Here is a 17,270-nt window from a genome sequence, read left to right as displayed (position 1 = left end):
GCGTAAATGAGGCCGGCTTTTCCGCCGGGCGAATATCCTTGAGTCTGTGCCGCGCCAGATCAGAACAAAATTGAGCAAAAGTCGAGTGCATTGAGAAATGCAGCCGCCGTATGGGAGAAAATTCGCTCACGCAAACCAGTTTGTGACGAAGAAGATCGCAGCCTTGATAAGGCCGTAGATCACCCCGCCAACGACGGTCAGCGAAACACCGGCCATGATCAATCCAAACAACGAAAAGAGACCGTCCTTGCCCAATATGCCGAAGGCAAACAGACAGATGGTAAAGGCCGGCAGGATGTTGCCGAGCGGGATAGGCAGCGTCAGGATGACCGCAAGCACCAGGCAGAGAAAGCCCACGAGGTATTCGGCAGGCGGTTCGACGAGGAACGAAAGCCGCGGCTGCAGCATGCGCTCGGCAAAAGCGAGCCAACGGTGAATGCGCGAGACGATCGCTTCGAAGTCCTCGCGCTTCATCGAGCGGCCGGCAATTACCTTCGGTAGCCATGGCTTCAGCCCGAATGTCAGCTGGGCTGCCAGAATGAATAGCGGTGCGCCGAGGATTGCGGAAGTTCCCGGCGGCGTCGGCACCAGATTGGGAATGGCAAAGACCAGCATCAAGGCACCGGTCGCACGGTCGCCCATCACCTCGAAGAGGTCGCCGACGGAAATGCGCTCACGGTTCCTGTCACCCGCAAGCTGCCTCAGGATGGCCGAAAGCCTTCGCCCCCGGGGGCGCGGACCCCTGATAAAACGCCTGCGTGATGTCTCCATTTCCTCGATTGTCACAGCATCCCGGCTCATCGGCTTGCGACTGATACCATCGGAGTGTGAATCTTCTCTGTCGAATGCGCCGCCATCATGGCCATGCGCGTTCTGGATCTCGGCCATTACATGGCTATTTTTCGCCGGCACCCCTTGCTTGACCCTCAGCAACAAGCAGCGCTACTGCTCTTGGCAAGGAGACATTGCGTGCGCATTCTGCTGGTTGAAGATGACGGGATGATTGGGGAAGCGGTGCGCGATCACGTTGCAGCGGCCGGCCACGCGATCGACTGGATGCGTGCGATCGGCGATGCTGAAGCCGCCGCAGGCTCTGTCGGCTACGGCCTGATCCTGCTTGATCTGCAGCTTCCCGACGGCAGAGGCATCGATTTCCTGAAACGGTTGCGTGACAAGGGTGTGGCGATGCCGGTAATAATCCTCACCGCGCGCGACCAGATCTCCGATCGCATCGAGGGGCTGAACGCCGGCGCCGACGACTATCTCGTCAAGCCGTTCGATCTTAGAGAATTGAACGCCCGCATCATGGCCGTTTCGCGCCGCTACGACGCCAATCCAAGGACTATCATCCGCATTGACGATATCGAGATCGACCGGCCGCAGCACAGGCTTGCCGTCGCCGGAGAACCGGTTGTGCTGACCAGCCGCGAATGGGCTGTGCTCGATCTGCTCATCGCCCGTCCGGGCGCAATCGTAGCAAAGGACCGGATCGAGGAAGCCCTCTATGCCTTCGGCTCGGAAATCGAAAGCAATACGGTTGAGGTCTATGTCAGCCGGCTGCGCAAGAAGATCGGTCGCGACAGGATCAAAACCGCCCGTGGCATCGGCTATTCGCTGGCGCAACAATCATGAAACGCGAACCGAGCATCACGCGCCGGCTCATTCTCGCGCTCACGAGTGCTCTGGTCATCTTCTGGCTCGCCGCGATCGGGCTCGGCATCCAGGTGATGCAGCACGAATTCGACGAGCTTTTCGACAGCGCCCAGCAGGAGACGGCACAGCGTCTTTTGGCGCTGGTGGTCAATGACCGGAACCAGCGCCTCGAAACGGACCCTCCCGGCGTCGCGCTTCTGAATAGTCCGGCCAGCCGCGAATATCTGACCTACCAGTTACGCGACAAGGACAAGAAGGTCATCCTCCGCTCCAATGACGCCTCGCCCGAACCTTTCGATGCGCCACTCGTGCGCGGTTTTCACAACAATGATCGCCAGCGCATCTACACCGAAGCGACCGCTGACGGCGCCCTGTTCATGCAGGTCGCCGACCGCCTCGGCAATCGTCGCGAAGCCGTGCGCGAAAGCGCCGTCACGCTGCTGCTTCCGCTGATCGTGCTGATCCCGGCGAGTATTTTCGCCATCTGGCTCATCCTTGGCCGGGCGCTGAGCCCGATCGAAACGCTCCGCCGGAACATCGCCACCAAGGACAGCGGCAATATGGCAGCCATTGAAGGCCACGAATTGCCGAAGGAAATCAAGCCGATCGCTCGCTCGGTCAATCTTCTGCTCGCCCGTCTCCGGTCAGCTCTCGAAGCGGAACGCGAATTCAGCGCCAACAGCGCTCACGAGCTCCGCACGCCGATTGCAGGCGCGCTGGCACAGACCCAGCGCTTGATTGAAGAACTGTCGTGCGGCGCCGCCAGGACGCGGGCGCGGCAGGTCGAAAGCTCGCTCATCGATCTCGGGCGCCTTGCCGAAAAACTGCTGCAGCTTTCACGCGCCGAAGCCGGCATCGGAGCCAGCGACAAAGCCGAAGACCTCGGCAAGGTGCTGGATATGATCGTCAGCGACTACGAGCGCGACAGCCGCACCAAGGGGCGCGTCAACTATGTGCCCGACGCTGGATCAACGCTTGTCCGTTATGCAGACGTGGATGCATTCGGCATCGTCATGCGCAACCTCATCGAAAACGCGCTGCTTCATGGCGACCAGGCTCGGGGCGCCACCGTCAGCCTGGACAAGGCCGGGACCATCCGCGTCGTCAATGGCGGCCCTGCGATCCCGCAAGCGCATCTCAGTGACCTCAAGAAACGCTTCCGGCGCGGCACGACCAGCGCATCCGGTTCCGGCCTGGGCCTTGCGATCGCCGACCGCATCGTCTCGCAGATGGGCGGTACGCTGGAACTCCGCTCCCCGGCAAGCGAGGAGACTTCCGGCTTCGAGGCCAAGGTGAACCTGCCGGCATGAGACTTGCAAATCCGCCCGAAGGGTGCGACCAGACGCGGAAACTTTCGAGGCAGACAAGCATGATCATCTCACTCGACATCGGCGGTTCGGCAATTAAACTCGGTATCGCACGCTCGCAAACGGATATCGTTCCGATGGGTCGCCGTCCAACCCCCAAGGATGATTTTGCTGCTTTCGCCGAGACGATCCGAAGTTTCATAGCCGAGACCGGCGAGACACCTTCGCGCCTTGCCTTCTCGATCGCCGGCGTCGTCGATCCCGATACGCAGCGGCTGACATGTGCCAACATTCCCTGCATTCACAACCGCAGCCTTGCGTCTGATCTGGAGGCCGAACTTGGTTTTCCGGTTTTGATTGCCAACGACGCCGATTGCTTCACCATCGCCGAAGCCGAACTCGGCGCCGGGCGCGGCCACCGTATCGTCTTCGGCGCCATCCTCGGCACTGGCGTCGGCGGCGGGCTCGTTTCCGACGGCCGGCTCGTCAACGCCTCGGGCGGTTTCGCCGGCGAATGGGGCCACGGACCGATCCTTGCCTGCGAAGCCGGCAATCCGCCTGTGAAGATCCCAGCCCTTCCCTGCGGCTGCGGGCAGAAGGGTTGCGTCGATACAGTCGGCGGCGCCCGTGGCCTCGAGCGGCTTCACAAGACGCTGCACGACCTCGACTTCCCCAGTGAGCAGATCATCGCGCAATGGCAACGAGGTGAGGAAAAGGCGACGAGCACGCTCGACGTCTATACCGATCTCGTCGCCTCGCCATTGGCACTGACCGTCAACATCACCGGCGCGACCATCGTCCCGGTCGGCGGCGGCCTTTCCAATGTCGGGCCGCTGCTTGGCGAACTCGACAAGGCCGTCAGGGGCCGCACGCTGCGCAGGTTCGACCGGCCGCTTGTCGTGCGCAGCGAATGTCGTCTGGAGCCAGGCCTCATCGGCGCGGCACTTCTGGGCCTCAAAGCGGAAGCGACTTGAGAGCATCTTGATGATGATTGGAATGAAAATGGCGCGGCTTGCACCGCGCCATTTTCACTCTGCTGCCAATGCCGGCGGATGATGTTCTTCCGCCTCTTCCTGGTTGGCATTGGCATATTCGGCCTGCGTGTCCTTCGTCTTCGGCTCGCGGCCGAAGAAGAGGGCATAACCGGCTGGTAGCACGAGGATGGTCAGCACGGTTGCAACCAGAATGCCGCCCATCATCGCGTAGGCGAGCGGACCCCAGAAGACGCCGCGGGAGATCGGGATAAGAGCGAGAACTGCCGTCAGCGCCGTCAGCATGATCGGCCGGAAACGGCGCACGGCCGCACCCACGATCGCCTCCTGCCGGTGCATGCCCGCCTTGATATCCTGGTCTATCTGGTCGACGAGGATGATCGAGTTGCGGATGATGATGCCGAGCAGCGCAATCACCCCGAGGATCGCGACGAAGCCGAAGGGCGCGCCGCTGATCAGCAGTGCCGCAGAGGCGCCGATGATGCCGAGCGGACCGGTCGCGAGCACCAGCATCGCCTTGCCGAAATGCTGCAGCTGCGCCATCAGCAGCAGGACGATGACGACGAGCATGACCGGCGCCTTGGCAGCGATCGAGGCCTGACTTTCAGCTGCATCTTCCGCACCGCCCTGGATTTCGATCTTGTAGCCGGCAGGCAGGCTGTCGCGCAGACCTTGCATATCGTCATACATCTTCATCGCCACGTCGTTCGGCTGGATGCCGTCTGGCAGTGTCGCGCGGACAGTGATCGTCGGCAGGCGGTCACGCCGCCATTCGACGCCTTGTTCCATGACGGGGACGACCTTGGCGACCTGGGCGACCGGAACAAAGCCTCCGAAGTCCGTCGAGACATAGACCGAATTGACGGCCGACAGCAGCGAACGGCTGGAATCCGGTTCGCGGGCGACGATCGAGACCGTCTCTTCGCCGTCGCGGAAGTCGTCAAGCGACGTGCCCGACACGGCCGTCTGCAGCGTCTGGCGAACGCGCTGCGACGTGACGCCGAGGGCGCGGGCACGGTCCTGGTCGATCACCAGCTTCATGGCCGGCACCGGCTCCAGCCAATCGTCGTGTACGGCGCCGAGCTGCGGATTTTCGGCAAACTTTGCCTTTACCTGATCGGCGATCTGGCGAACCTCCTGGCGATCCGGTCCCATGACGCGCATTTGCACGGGCCAGCCCGTCGGCGGACCGAGGAAGAGTCGGTCGACCTTGCCGCGGATCGATGGAAAATCGTCCGCAAGGATGCCACGCAGCTTGACGATCAGCCGCTCGCGGGCAGGTTCGTCGTTCGCGATGATCAGGAGCTGCGCGAAGTTTGGATTGCGAAGCTGCTGGTCGAGCGGCAAGAAGAAGCGCGGTGCGCCCTCGCCGATATAGGTGGCGATGAACTTCTTGTCCTTGTCATCCATCATCCTGGCTTCGAGGGCCTTTGCCTGCGTCTCGACTTCCTTGATGCTCGTGCCTTCCGGCAGCCAGAGATCGACGAGAATTTCCGGACGCGAGGACTGCGGGAAGAAGTTCTGCGGAATGAACTGGAACGCCCAAAGGCTTGTTGCGAAGGTGAAGAGCGTGGCAGTCAGCACGATGATGCGATGGCGCACAGCCCATGCGACAGTGGTACGCAGGCGGCGGTAGAAGCGCGTGTCGAAGACATCGTGGTGCTCGCCGGCGTGCTTGCGCTGCTTGAGGATCATGTATCCCAGCCACGGGGTGAAATAAACCGCGACGAACCACGAGACGACGAGCGCGATTCCGACCACATAGAAGAGCGAGCGCACATATTCGCCGGCCGTCGATTCTGCAAAGCCGACGGGAATGAAGCCTGCCGTGGTGATCAGCGTACCGGTCAGCATCGGGAAGGCGGTCGAGGAATAGGCGAAGCTCGCCGCCTCGATCTTCACGAGGCCCTCTTCCAGTTTTCGTTCCATCATCTCCACGACGATCATCGCATCGTCGACCAAGAGCCCAAGCGCAATAATGAGCGCGCCGAGCGAGATGCGCTGAAGGTCGATGCCGAGTTCGTACATGATGGCGAAGGTCGCAGCCAGCACAAGCGGAATCGCTATCGCAATGACAAGGCCCGATCGCCAGCCGATCGATAGGAACGAGACGATCAGCACGATGACGAGCGCTTCGCCAAGCGCATGCATGAATTCGCTGATGGCTTCCGTCACGACATCCGGCTGATTGGATATCTGGTCGACGGAAACGCCGTAGGGAAGTGATTCATCGAAGCGCTTATAGGTCGCTTCGATATCCTTGCCGACGTCGGTGACCTTGAAACCCTTGGCCATGACCACGCCGACTTGCACGCTTTCGTGCCCGTTGAAGCGGTACTTGCGTTGATAGGGGTCTTCAAGCCCGGAATTAATGGTGGCAATATCACCGAGACGCGTCACCTGGTTGCCGGAACGCAGGCGTAGTTCGCGAATATCTTCGGCTTTCTTCACATCCCCTTCGACGGAGATACGCACCGAACGCAGCCCGGTATCGACAGAGCCGGCGGGATCGACTGAGTTTTGGCCTTTGATGGCGTTCTGCAGGTCTGGGATCGTAAGCCCTCGTTCGGCAAGCGCCTTGGAGGAAACGTCGACATAGATCTTTTCCGGCTGGTCACCGATGATGACGGCCTTCTCGACGCCGCGGGTCGAAAGCAGCATGTCGCGCGCCTGGATCGCGAATTTCTTGAGTTCCGGATAGGAGTAGCCGTCGCCGCTGATCGAATGAAGCGTGATGAAGGTATCGCCGAATTCGTCGTTGAAATAGGGTCCGAGCAGGCCTTCGGGCAGCTCATTCGAGATATCGCCGACCTTCTTGCGCACCTGATAGAAGGCGTCCGCCACTTCCGCGGAGTTCGTGTCGCCCTTCACCTGCAGCGTAATGATTGCGCTGCCGGCACGGGTGTACGAGCGAACGAAATCGAGGTGCGGCGTTTCCTGCAGCTTGCGCTCGATCTTGTTGACGACCTGATCCTCCATTTCCTGGATCGAGGCGCCTGGCCACGTAGCTTGCACGACCATGACACGGAAGGTGAAGTCCGGATCTTCCTTCTGTCCCATGCGCATCAGTCCGAGCGCACCGGTGATGATGATCAAACCGAAGAGGAAACGCGCAATGCTCGGATGACCGATTGCCCAGCGCGACAGATTGAAGGAGCGTTTCTCGGTGTTCGAGTTGTCCATGACAGTATTCCCTCTCCTGGACAGCAATTATTGAACGGTGCCGGCAGTCCCGGCGGAAGCCGACTGCTGGCCCGGCACGGAGACCTTCAGGTTCTCTGTCATGAACTGCGTTCCGGCAGCAACAACGAGATCCCCGCTCTTCAGGCCTTCGGTGACGTTGACGCCGTCACCGGTGAAATCACCGACATGAATTTCGCGTGCGTGCACGGTTGCCGCGCCGCGGTCGACCACCCAGACGATCTTCTTCCCATCCTTCTCGCCAAGCGCGCTCAGCGGCACTGCGACATAGGGTTCGGAGTTCTTGACATCCGCCTCGATCGTCGCCGTCATACCGAGCAGCACACGCTGATCATTTGGCAGGCTGACGCGGACGGAAAAGGTCCGGGACTGCTGATCGGCGCTGCCTGAAACTTCGCGCACCTTGCCCTCGAGCATCAGCTTGTCATCCGACCAGAAGGTTGCCTTCACCGTCTTGCCGGGCTTGAATTCGGCAATATCGTTTTCCGACACCGCGATTTGAACCTCCTTCTCGCCATCGACGGCAACGGCAACGACAGGCGTGCCGGAGGCGACGACCTGACCGGTATCCGCACTGACTGCGGTCACGATGCCGTTCTGATCGGCCTTCAGATCCGTATAGCTTACCTGGTTCTTTGCCTGATCGAGTGAGGAGATCGCAGCATCGCGCGTCGAAACAGCCTGGTCGTAGGAAAGCGAAGCCTGCTCGAGCTGCGATTTCGGTGTGGCATTCTTGTCGAAGAGCTGCCCGGCACGTCTGTTTGCGAGATCTGCCGTCTGCACACCCTTTTCGGCCGCCGCCAGATTGGCTTCAGCCGTCTTCACCGCGAGCTGATAATCGGTGGGGTCGATGCGCGCGAGCACATCCCCAGGCTTCACCCGATCGCCGATATTGACGAGTCGCTGCGTGATCTTGCCCGCAACACGGAAGCCGAGATTCATCTCGATGCGTGCTCTTACAGCGCCGGAATAGTCAAGGGTGCGCGTTTGGCCGGCCATTGCAATTTCCACGATCTTGACGGGGCGGACGATTTCCTTCGTCTCTGCCTTCTCCTCCTCGCTGCAGCCGGCAAGGCCGAGGCTGGCGATGCCGACAAATGCGAGGCTGAAAACGGACGGCAGATAGCGTGTCTTGAGCGAAACCATCTTCGCACTCCTGATCGTTTCGTGTGTTTCTGGACGGCCTTGCCGTGCTGTTATTTCAATGCCTTGATCGAATACTCGATGAGTTCGTCAACGCTCGCGCGGTTGGTCTTGGCAAGACATTGCGCCACCATCTGCGGGTGGCAGAGCGTCACGGTGGCCGCACCGAAGCAGCGTGAAGCAACATCGGCGTCTTGCTCGGCGAATTCACCGGCGGCGATCCCTTCGCGGATCACGCCGGCGATGAGTTCATGAATGCTGTCGATGTGCCTCTCGATGACATGCCAGTCGCGCTCGATCGCGAGGACCACAATCTCGTGCACCTTCTGTTCATCAAGCATGGTGTCGAGGGTCATCTGATACTGGCCATGCACAAATCGTCGCAGCCGCTCCGACGCGCTGATCGGCAGATGGCAGATGTCGTAGGCCTGCTTGTAACTGGCAGCCAGCATGCGGCCGCAGATCGCCTGGTGGATTTCCACTTTCGAGGCGAAGAAGCGGTAGATATTGGCCGGGGACATGCCAAGGTCACGCGCAATATCCGCAACCGTGGTCTTGCCGTAGCCATAATGCCGGAACAGCCGCTCTGCCGCGTCGAGAATGCGCGCCACGTTTTCCTGACGGGTACTGTCCAGCACGTTTTCTGTGGTGTCATCCATGCGCTCAGACCTTACGACTGACGAATTTTGAATTTCGTCAGTCGTAAGATATCAGGCATCACTTGTCAATGATCTGCTGCACCAAAAAAATGCCGCGGCCCCGGCTCGCGGCATTTAGAGTCACCAGTTGCCGAGGTCAGGCCAGCTTGACGTCGAGTGTGATCGGCACGGCGGAAAGTGCCTTGGATACCGGGCACCCCGCCTTTGCCTTATTGGCAAGCTCGGTGAATGTCGCCTGGTCGGCGCCGGGGACTTTGCCGGTCAGCGACAGATGGATCGCGGTAATCGCGAAGCCGTCTTCGACGCTCTCGAGCGTTACCTTTGCCGTGGTCTCCATGTCTTCGGCCGTTAGCCCCGCATCGCTGAGGATCAAAGACAGTGCCATGGTGAAGCAGCCGGCATGGGCCGCGCCGATCAATTCTTCGGGATTGGTGCCTGGAATACCTTCGAAGCGGCTTGCAAACCCGTAGGGATACTCCTTCAACGCGCCGCTCTGCGTCGATATCCGCCCCTTGCCTTCCCTGAGGCCGCCGGACCATTGAGCCGAACCTGTACGATTGATCTGCATGCCGTCCTCCTGTTTCGATTGGATTGCTTCGGGAAAGGTCTTGTGCCGCTTCCCGCCGCAGGAGGCTAAATCCTCCCGAACGGCAATATAAGGCTCTATCCTCGGAAGACGACTGCCATAAGAAAATCGGCCGAGGACAAGACCTCCCATCGGCCGACACGACACATCATCGCATGGCTGCAGGTCGATGCGCCTTCATCGAGGAACAGAGCATCGGCATTCACTACAACCAGGGCAACGACATCCTCGACTACATCTCCAACAAGGACGCCTTCCGATACCCCGAGGGGTTTGTCAGCATTCCCCAGGGGTCGAGGTCGATGAACGCGCTCAAGCTAGGCCCACCCTGGCGCAATCCCGTCTGGCGTCATGCCGACGAAAGCGTCGCCGAGTGGTGAGGACCAACAAGGGTCGCATCGAGCGGCCCTTTTTGTTGCACCGTGTAGGAGGCAGCGCGCGCCATCCGTCATAGTGAAAGCTCACCGAAGGAGATTTCACATGGCCAGAGCAATCGCAGTGATCGTCGCACGCATCATCTTCAGCTTCATCTTCTTCATGGCGGCCGGCTTCAAGTTTGCCGACATGGGCGCCACGGCAACCTATATCGCCTCCGCCGGCTTTCCGGTTGCCCGCTTGCTGGCATGGGTCGCAGCCTCCTTCGAGATGGCTTTGGCGCTAGCCCTGATAACCGGCGTGTTCTTTACGGAAGCAAGCCTGCTTGGGGCCATTTACGTCGTCTTTCTGGCATTTGCCTTTCATGGCCCGTCACGCTGGACGGACAACCAGGCGGAATTCGGCTTCTTCGTCGACCACTTCAGCTTCCTCGCTGGACTTCTATTTGCCGCCGTGCACGGGCCGGAGAAGTGGGCGATCACCCGCAGCCTGATGAGACTTTAAGGCCAGCCCGAACTTCGCCGCCCGCCGGAACCATGCCTCCATTCGAACATTGCCCTAGCGCTAACCGAACGAGGGATTGGGAAAATGGAACTTCAGGGAAGAACTGCTTTGGTCACCGGCGCCGGTTCCGGCATCGGAAAGGCCACCGCGCTGAAGCTTGCTGCAGAAGGCGCCAGGGTTGCCGTTTTGAGCCGCACCGGCCGCGAGGCCAAACAAACGCGCGACGAAATCCGCACCGCAGGCGGGCAGGCGATCTCGCTGACGGCCGACACCAGCGACGAAGGCTTGATGCGCGATGCAATTGACACGCTTCTGGCCAGGTTCGGCGGCATCGACGTCGTCGTTGCCAATGCCGGCATCAATGGCGTCTGGGCGCCGATCGACGACCTGAAACCGGAGGAGTGGGACAAGACCATTGCCGTCAACCTGCGCGGTACCTACCTCACCCTGCATCTCACTGTCCCGCATATGAAATTGAACGGCGGCTCCATCATCGTCGTCTCCTCGATCAACGGAACGCGGACCTTCACGACGCCCGGCGCGACCGCCTATACCGTCACGAAGGCCGGCCAAGTGGCGATGGTGCAGCAGCTGGCATTGGAACTCGGCAAGCACGGAATCCGCGTCAATGCCGTCTGCCCGGGCGCCATCGACACCAATATCAGCGACAATACCAGGAGCCGCCACCGCGAGGAGACGGAAATCCCGGTCGTCTGGCCTAAGGGCGAAATTCCGATCAGCGGCGGCGCGGCAGGCCAGAGCGCCGATGTCGCCGAAGCCATCCTCTTTCTTGCGACAGAGCGCTCGCGTCACATTACCGGCACACCGATCTGGATCGATGGCGGCCAAGGGCTGCTGCGCTAGGCTCAGGCGCCGAGCCCGGCAGTTTCGAGCGTGTAAAGCTCCTGCGACCGCTTGACACCGCGCAGCGCGTAACGGCCGATGCAGGCGAGGCCGCCGCGGTGAGCTTCAGCAATAGCCGCTGCAAAATCCGATGACATCAGTACGTTGAGATCGACCGACCGGCATATCGACGCAATGCGGCTGACCTCGTTGACCGCCGGACCAATGACCGTGAAGTCCAGCCGTTCCTGGCTGCCGATATTGCCGTAGAAGACATCGCCGATATGCAGGCCGAGATAGACGTCGGTCGTCGGCCTGCCATCGGCGGCGCGCTGTTGATTGAGCGTTGAAAGCTTCTTGCGCAACAGAGCCTCGGCGCGCAATGCCGCGTGGCATGCTTCGGATTGGTCCTCATCCTTGAAAATCGCAAGAACACCGTCGCCGATGAGCTTCAAGACGTCGCCACCTGCCTCGTGGATCGCGGAAATCACCACTTCGCTATATGCGTTGAGCAGCGGCAGAATCTCTTCCGGCGGCGCGCTGTCCGATATCTTGGTGTAATTCAGAAGATCCGAAAACCAAAGCGCCGCCGAAATCCGCTCCGACTTGCCGCGCGTGATCTTGCCCTCCAGCACCTGCTTTGCTGCATCCTCGCCCAGGTAGACCTCGGCGATGGTCCGCGCGATGCGACCGAGGGCGATGCATTTTATTGCCAGCGCCAGGACCGGCACCAGCTTGCGCAGGATGGCGAGGTCGTCGTCGCAAAAGCCTTGCGGATGCCGGGTCGTAAAATGCGAAAAAAAGCAATCCATCTCGCCGATCGTACCAGCCTTGGCGAAGCGATGTACCATGGCGACGAAATCGGTGTGGCCAGCTTTGACCATTTCGTCGAGCATGACGAAATCGGTCGGGTCGCCGAAGCCGATGCGGCGGCGCACCTCGCTCTCTTTGCCGGACCAGAGGTAGTAGAAGGCCGAACGCTGCCAGTTATCCCGCGCACTGCCTTCGCCGGTCGGACCATATTCGAACTCGGTCTCGATTTCCTCCTGGCTGTCCCACCGGAAGGCGCGGCCCTCGTGCACCGGGTGCAGTGTATCCATGAGCGCCAGGCCGCGATCAAGCGGCAGGCCGAACTCGCGGCAGGAATTGCAAAAGCCGGTCAGCAGCTCGGCTTCGGAGGCCCCTTTCAGCCCCTGTTCCGTCAGCCATGCGGCCACCGTTCCGACGTCGCTGTGATCCATGCCATTCACCTTCATCTGTGTCGAAGCTGTAACTATATTTCATCGCTGAAGGAAAGAAAAACCAGCTCTTGGCCCTCGCCGGCTCAATGGACAGTGCCGCGATCTCCACAGCATGGCCGAACCGACGCGAAGGCAGCACCGCTCGAATATCGAACCCTCTCGGTCGCCGCAGCAAATCCGCTTGTCGGGTTTGAGGCAGAGGTAGCCGCTTGCCGCACAAGGCGGCCGCGTTTTGAAAAATGCCAGAGCCCGGCGCATTTGCCGTTACCGGGCTCTGGCACGCATCGCCGTTTATGTTTACGAAGAACGTCATATCGCTTTGGAGAGGAGCCAGTCAGTGTCGCAAGATATCCTCTATGAGATCCGTGACGACCGCTTCCGCAGCCTGATTGCAGGGAGCGCCAGGCTGGAGGAGCTTTATGCCGGCTGCCGCTGGGCGGAAGGCCCTGTCTGGTTTTCCGATCTCAATTGCCTGATCTGGAGCGATATCCCGAACGAGCGCATGCTGCGCTGGGTACCTGATGGCGGCGTCTCGGTCTTCCGCTCGCCATCGAACTACGTCAACGGCAACACCCGTGATCGTCAGGGGCGCCTGATCTCCTGCGAACACGGCGGCCGTCGCGTCACGCGTACCGAGCCCGACGGCAAGATCACCGTTCTGGCCGACAGCTATCAGGGCAAGCGTCTCAACTCGCCAAACGACGTCGTCGTGGCGTCTGACGGCTCGATCTGGTTCACGGACCCGAGCTACGGCATCAAATCGGACTATGAGGGCCACAAGTCGGAGCCCGAACAGGAGACGCGAAACGTCTACCGCATCGACGCGCAGAGCGGCGTCGTCGAAGCGGTGGTTACCGACTTCATCCAGCCGAACGGCCTTGCTTTCACTTCCGACGAAAAGCAGCTTTACATTGCCGATTCCGGCTCTGCCGATCATGAGGTGCCGCGCCACATCCGCGCCTTCGACGTCATCGACGGCAAGAAGCTCGCCAACAGCCGTTATTTCTGCTCGATCGACAACGGCATACCGGATGGCTTCCGCTTCGACATCAGCGGAAATCTCTGGAGCAGCGCCGCCGATGGCGTCCATTGCTTCGCCCCGGACGGTACCTTGCTCGGCAAGATCAAGGTACCGCAGACCGTCTCCAACGTCACCTTTGGCGGCCAGAAGAAAAACCGCCTCTTTATCACCGCAACGCAATCGCTCTATTCGATCTACACGACGACGAATGGTGCACAATATCCATAAGCGGCTTTGCCGGCCGCGCCAATCAGACATGTTTTAAGAGGAGTCCGGGATGCGGTCCGTCGTCTCGTTCAATGAATCCTGGAGTTTCCACGAAGGCTTCGGCCAGCAGCTTCTCGATACTTTCGACGGCACGACGAGCGTCAGCCTGCCGCACACCGCCGTCGAGCTGCCTTTCAACTATTTCGACGAGACTATCTATCAGCGCGCCTTTACCTATCAGAAAATCCTGCGCTGGCTGCCGGAATTCGAGGGCCGCGAAGTCTCGATCGTCTTCGATGGCGTCATGGCCGACAGTGTCGTCTATCTGAACGGTGAAGAGATCGTCGCTCACAAGGACGGCTACACCCCTTTCGAGGCCCGCCTCACCGGCAAGCTTGTCAAGGGCGACAACCTTATCACCGTGAAGATTGACGGGAGCGAGAATCCCGCAATCCCCCCCTTCGGGGGCCGTATCGACTACCTCACTTATGCCGGCATCTATCGCGATGCCTGGCTTAAGGTCACCGGCGCGGTTTCTGTCCGCAACCTCAAGATCGAAACCGAAAACGTACTCTCCGAGGCCAAATCCGTTCGTGTTCGCTGCGATCTCGCCAACCCGCAAAATGCCGCGTTTCTTGGCACCGTTACGGCCCAGCTCAAGGACACATCCGGCACCGTCATCGCCACCGCGAGCGGCGACACGACGGGCGAAGACGTGACGCTTTCCTTCGAAAGCCTGGCGGACATTTCACTTTGGGACATTTCCAGCCCCGTGCGCTATGAAATAACTGTCGACCTGAAAACCAGCCACGGCTCGGATCGGCTGTCGTCGCATTTCGGCTTCCGCACCGCCGAGTTCACGCCGGATGGTTTTCTGCTCAACGGCAAGCCGCTGAAACTGCGCGGCCTGAACCGCCACCAGGCATTTCCTTATGTCGGCTACGCGGCCGGGCGCTCGGCGCAGGAGCGTGATGCCGACATCATGAAATCTGTGCTGAAGTGCAATATCGTCCGCACCTCGCACTATCCGCAGTCGAAATGGTTCCTTGATCAGTGCGACCGCATCGGCCTTTTGGTTTTCGAGGAGATCCCCGGCTGGCAGCATATCGGTGACGTGGAATGGCAGCAGGAGTCGATCCGCAACGTCCGCCGCATGATCGAACGCGACTGGAACCACCCGTCGATCGTCATATGGGGCGTGCGCATCAACGAATCGCAGGACTGCCACGACTTCTACGTCGAGACCAATCGGCTCGCTCGCGAACTCGACCCGACCCGCAAGACCGGCGGCGTGCGCTACATCACCGAAAGCGAGTTGCTCGAAGACGTCTATACTATGAACGATTTCATCCTCGGAAACGAGGAACTGCCCGGCGCCAATCGCCCGCGCACGGCTCTTCGCAGCCAGCAGGAAACCACCGGTCTCGATCGAAAGGTGCCCTACCTCATCACCGAGTTCAATGGTCACATGCATCCGACCAAGATCTACGATCAGGAAGCGCGCCAGGCAGAGCATGTGCGTCGTCACCTTGAGGTGCTAGATGCCGCCTACGGCGATCCGGAAATCGCCGGCGCGATCGGCTGGTGCATGTTCGACTACAATACCCACAAGGATTTCGGCTCCGGGGACCGGATCTGCTATCACGGCGTGCTCGACATGTTCCGCGAGCCGAAATTCGCCGCCTATGCCTATTCCAGCCAGTGCGATCCGTCTGACGAGATCGTCATCAAGCCGGTGACCTTCTGGGCGCGCGGGGAGCGCAACATCGGCGGCGTTCTGCCTCTGATCATTCTTACGAACTGCGATGAGATCGAGCTGAACTACGGCTCGATCACCAAGCGTATCGGTCCGGATCGTGAAAATTTCCCGCACCTACCCCACCCGCCCGTCGTGCTGGACCATCGGCATTTCACGGCGGACGAGCTTGGCACATGGGGTTTTGAATGGCTCGACGGCGAGTTTACGGGTTATATCGACAGCCAGCCCGTAGCCAGATTGCGGCTTGCTGCCGATCCTGTGCCGACGACGCTCGACGTTGTGGCCGACAGCGGATCGCTGAAAGCCCGCGAGCGCGACACGACGCGCGTCGTCATTCGCGCGCTCGACCAATACGGCCAGCGGCTTCCCTTTCTGCATGACAGCGTGACGCTGCGCGTCGATGGTCCAGCCAAGATCGTCGGCCCCTCCACTATTCCGCTGCAGGGCGGCACGGCCGGTTTCTGGCTGGAAGCAACGGGGCTCACCGGCAATATCACGGTCGAGGCTGCCTCGTCCCGCTTTGCACTCGTCACCCTCAATGTAACGGCTGTCTGACGGACGTTATGCGATCCGCAGCTGGCTCTCCGGATCGAAAAACACCGCCTTGTCGAGATTGAAGGCAAGGCGCGTGCTCTGGCCAGGCTGAATACCGGCATCGGCGCGCAGCCGCGCGATGACCGATTTGCCGCCGAGCTTCGTCACCGCGAAAGTGTCCGAGCCCGCGGGCTCGACGACCTCGATCGCACAATCGCCTTCCGCCAGCCACTTTGCCTTGCGATCGGCGCCATCCGGGTCGGTCAGCGCTTCCGGGCGAATTCCGAAGATCACGTTTCTGCCGGCATAGGAGGCCAGGCTGTTATTTGCGGCCGGAACAGGCAGCTTCAATGCTTCGGCGTTCGGCCGGTCGAGTGAAACCTGCAGGCCGCCGGCGCTGTTTTCCAGCCTGGCATTGAGAAGATTCATTGCCGGCGATCCCATGAAGTCGGCCACGAAAATGTTGGAGGGGCTATTGTAGATTTCCGAAGGGGTGCCGAATTGCTGCAGGACGCCATCCTTCAGTACGGCGATCTTGGTTGCCAGCGTCATCGCCTCGATCTGGTCGTGCGTGACATAGACGATCGTCGTTTTCATTCGCTGATGCAGGCGCTTGATCTCCGTGCGCATATCGACGCGCAGCTTTGCATCGAGGTTGGACAACGGTTCGTCGAAGAGGAAGACCTGCGGGTTGCGCACGAGCGCGCGCCCCATCGCGACGCGCTGCCTTTGGCCGCCTGAGAGCTGGCTGGGCTTGCGGTCGAGCAGATGGCCGATCTGCAGCATGTCGGCCACTTCCTTGACAGCCTTTGCCCGCGCGTCCTTCGGCACACCGCGAATCTCCATGCCGAAGGATATGTTTCCAGCCACCGTCATGTTCGGATAGAGCGCATAGGACTGGAACACCATGGCAATGTCGCGCTTGGAGGGATGAAGATCATTGATGGTCCGGCCATCGATGCGGATATCGCCTTCGGTGATCGTCTCCAGGCCGGCGATGGTGTTGAGCAAGGTCGACTTGCCGCAACCGGAGGGACCGACCAGCACGAGAAAGCCGCCTTTTTCGAGCTCCAGATCGATGCCCTTGAGGATGTCGACGGCGCCGAAGCGTTTTTTAAGACCGGATATTTCAAGGAAAGCCATGGATTACCCTTTGACGGCGCCCGCCATCAGACCGCGTACGAAATAGCGGCCGGCGAGAATATAGACGATGAGTGTGGGCACGGCGGCGATCATGGCGGCGGC

The 17,270-nt window shown here is 60.4% G+C and carries 14 protein-coding genes and 2 pseudogenes; 8 read left to right on the top strand and 8 right to left on the bottom strand.

All coding sequences use genetic code 11. The features are described 5' to 3' along the window. Nucleotides 1-126: 126 nt before the first annotated feature. A complete protein-coding gene (locus tag EV130_RS21985; protein WP_237358562.1) occupies nucleotides 127-705 on the bottom strand; it encodes an exopolysaccharide biosynthesis protein in 579 nt (192 codons plus the stop codon). A 264-nt stretch (nucleotides 706-969) separates the two neighbouring features. On the opposite strand from EV130_RS21985, the gene EV130_RS21980 reads away from it, so the two are divergent. Genes EV130_RS21980 through EV130_RS21970 form a run of 3 tightly spaced genes read left to right on the top strand, consistent with a single transcriptional unit; the run spans nucleotide 970 to nucleotide 3,934 of the window. Continuing rightward, a complete protein-coding gene (locus tag EV130_RS21980) occupies nucleotides 970-1,632 on the top strand; it encodes a response regulator (protein ID WP_074062566.1) in 663 nt (220 codons plus the stop codon). Beyond that, nucleotides 1,629-2,963: a sensor histidine kinase gene (locus EV130_RS21975; protein WP_132661367.1), complete on the top strand. Its 1,335-nt coding sequence runs from the start codon at nucleotides 1,629-1,631 to the stop codon at nucleotides 2,961-2,963. The genes EV130_RS21980 and EV130_RS21975 overlap by 4 nt, the downstream gene beginning before the upstream one ends. Nucleotides 2,964-3,022: 59 nt before the next feature. Next, a complete protein-coding gene (locus EV130_RS21970; RefSeq protein ID WP_132661365.1) occupies nucleotides 3,023-3,934 on the top strand; it encodes an ROK family protein in 912 nt (303 codons plus the stop codon). A gap of 54 nt (nucleotides 3,935-3,988) precedes the next feature. On the opposite strand, the gene EV130_RS21965 is transcribed toward EV130_RS21970, so the two are convergent. The 4 genes from EV130_RS21965 to EV130_RS21950 all read right to left on the bottom strand — a co-directional run bounded on the left by EV130_RS21965 (nucleotide 3,989) and on the right by EV130_RS21950 (nucleotide 9,523). Continuing rightward, complete coding sequence (locus tag EV130_RS21965; RefSeq protein ID WP_132661362.1) at nucleotides 3,989-7,135, bottom strand: efflux RND transporter permease subunit; 3,147 nt, start codon at nucleotides 7,133-7,135, stop codon at nucleotides 3,989-3,991. Nucleotides 7,136-7,162: 27 nt separating this feature from the next. After that, nucleotides 7,163-8,299, bottom strand: coding sequence for an efflux RND transporter periplasmic adaptor subunit (locus EV130_RS21960; protein ID WP_132552525.1), 1,137 nt, complete (start codon nucleotides 8,297-8,299; stop codon nucleotides 7,163-7,165). A gap of 50 nt (nucleotides 8,300-8,349) precedes the next feature. Then, nucleotides 8,350-8,955, bottom strand: coding sequence for a TetR/AcrR family transcriptional regulator (locus EV130_RS21955; protein ID WP_074062570.1), 606 nt, complete (start codon nucleotides 8,953-8,955; stop codon nucleotides 8,350-8,352). 136 nt (nucleotides 8,956-9,091) lie between these two features. After that, nucleotides 9,092-9,523 (bottom strand): OsmC family protein, encoded by a 432-nt coding sequence (locus tag EV130_RS21950; RefSeq protein WP_132661359.1) that lies wholly within the window; start codon nucleotides 9,521-9,523, stop codon nucleotides 9,092-9,094. Nucleotides 9,524-9,714: 191 nt separating this feature from the next. Here EV130_RS21950 and EV130_RS21945 point away from each other — a divergent pair. From EV130_RS21945 to EV130_RS21935, 3 genes and pseudogenes are all read left to right on the top strand, one after another. Continuing rightward, a pseudogene (locus EV130_RS21945) lies at nucleotides 9,715-9,921 on the top strand (galactonate dehydratase); the annotation flags it as partial. 100 nt (nucleotides 9,922-10,021) lie between these two features. After that, nucleotides 10,022-10,420 carry a DoxX family protein gene (locus tag EV130_RS21940; RefSeq protein ID WP_074062572.1) on the top strand — a complete coding sequence of 133 codons (399 nt, stop codon included), beginning with the start codon at nucleotides 10,022-10,024 and terminating at the stop codon, nucleotides 10,418-10,420. Between the two features lie 84 nt (nucleotides 10,421-10,504). After that, nucleotides 10,505-11,284 (top strand): SDR family oxidoreductase, encoded by a 780-nt coding sequence (locus EV130_RS21935; RefSeq protein WP_074062573.1) that lies wholly within the window; start codon nucleotides 10,505-10,507, stop codon nucleotides 11,282-11,284. Nucleotides 11,285-11,286: 2 nt separating this feature from the next. On the opposite strand, the gene EV130_RS21930 is transcribed toward EV130_RS21935, so the two are convergent. Beyond that, nucleotides 11,287-12,504 (bottom strand): adenylate/guanylate cyclase domain-containing protein, encoded by a 1,218-nt coding sequence (locus EV130_RS21930; RefSeq protein ID WP_074063339.1) that lies wholly within the window; start codon nucleotides 12,502-12,504, stop codon nucleotides 11,287-11,289. Nucleotides 12,505-12,841: 337 nt separating this feature from the next. Between EV130_RS21930 and EV130_RS21925 the strand changes: the two genes are divergently transcribed. Together EV130_RS21925 and EV130_RS21920 are read left to right on the top strand one after the other, a co-directional pair. Further along, nucleotides 12,842-13,753, top strand: a complete 912-nt coding sequence (locus EV130_RS21925; RefSeq protein WP_074062574.1) for an SMP-30/gluconolactonase/LRE family protein — start codon at nucleotides 12,842-12,844, stop codon at nucleotides 13,751-13,753. A 49-nt stretch (nucleotides 13,754-13,802) separates the two neighbouring features. Then, on the top strand, nucleotides 13,803-16,046 hold the full coding sequence (locus EV130_RS21920) for a glycoside hydrolase family 2 protein (protein WP_132661357.1): 2,244 nt from the start codon (nucleotides 13,803-13,805) through the stop codon (nucleotides 16,044-16,046). A gap of 6 nt (nucleotides 16,047-16,052) precedes the next feature. On the opposite strand, the gene EV130_RS21915 is transcribed toward EV130_RS21920, so the two are convergent. Both EV130_RS21915 and EV130_RS21910 read right to left on the bottom strand, forming a co-directional pair. Continuing rightward, a complete protein-coding gene (locus EV130_RS21915) occupies nucleotides 16,053-17,168 on the bottom strand; it encodes an ABC transporter ATP-binding protein (protein ID WP_132661354.1) in 1,116 nt (371 codons plus the stop codon). Nucleotides 17,169-17,171: 3 nt separating this feature from the next. After that, nucleotides 17,172-17,270 (bottom strand): annotated as a pseudogene (locus EV130_RS21910) (carbohydrate ABC transporter permease); the annotation flags it as partial.

The organism is Rhizobium azibense, from assembly GCF_004342325.1.
Taxonomy (GTDB): domain Bacteria; phylum Pseudomonadota; class Alphaproteobacteria; order Rhizobiales; family Rhizobiaceae; genus Rhizobium; species Rhizobium etli_B.
The sequence above is the reverse complement of the archived record's forward strand: the minus strand, read 5'-3'. Positions and strand labels throughout refer to the sequence as shown.

Coding starts and splice junctions, on each gene's coding strand:
- EV130_RS21975 (WP_132661367.1), top strand. CDS start 1,629: ATGAAACGCGAACCGAGCATCACGCGCCGGCTCATTCTCGCGCTCACG.
- EV130_RS21970 (WP_132661365.1), top strand. CDS start 3,023: ATGATCATCTCACTCGACATCGGCGGTTCGGCAATTAAACTCGGTATC.
- EV130_RS21965 (WP_132661362.1), bottom strand. CDS start 7,135: ATGGACAACTCGAACACCGAGAAACGCTCCTTCAATCTGTCGCGCTGG.
- EV130_RS21960 (WP_132552525.1), bottom strand. CDS start 8,299: ATGGTTTCGCTCAAGACACGCTATCTGCCGTCCGTTTTCAGCCTCGCA.
- EV130_RS21955 (WP_074062570.1), bottom strand. CDS start 8,955: ATGGATGACACCACAGAAAACGTGCTGGACAGTACCCGTCAGGAAAAC.
- EV130_RS21950 (WP_132661359.1), bottom strand. CDS start 9,523: ATGCAGATCAATCGTACAGGTTCGGCTCAATGGTCCGGCGGCCTCAGG.
- EV130_RS21940 (WP_074062572.1), top strand. CDS start 10,022: ATGGCCAGAGCAATCGCAGTGATCGTCGCACGCATCATCTTCAGCTTC.
- EV130_RS21935 (WP_074062573.1), top strand. CDS start 10,505: ATGGAACTTCAGGGAAGAACTGCTTTGGTCACCGGCGCCGGTTCCGGC.
- EV130_RS21930 (WP_074063339.1), bottom strand. CDS start 12,504: ATGGATCACAGCGACGTCGGAACGGTGGCCGCATGGCTGACGGAACAG.
- EV130_RS21920 (WP_132661357.1), top strand. CDS start 13,803: ATGCGGTCCGTCGTCTCGTTCAATGAATCCTGGAGTTTCCACGAAGGC.
- EV130_RS21915 (WP_132661354.1), bottom strand. CDS start 17,168: ATGGCTTTCCTTGAAATATCCGGTCTTAAAAAACGCTTCGGCGCCGTC.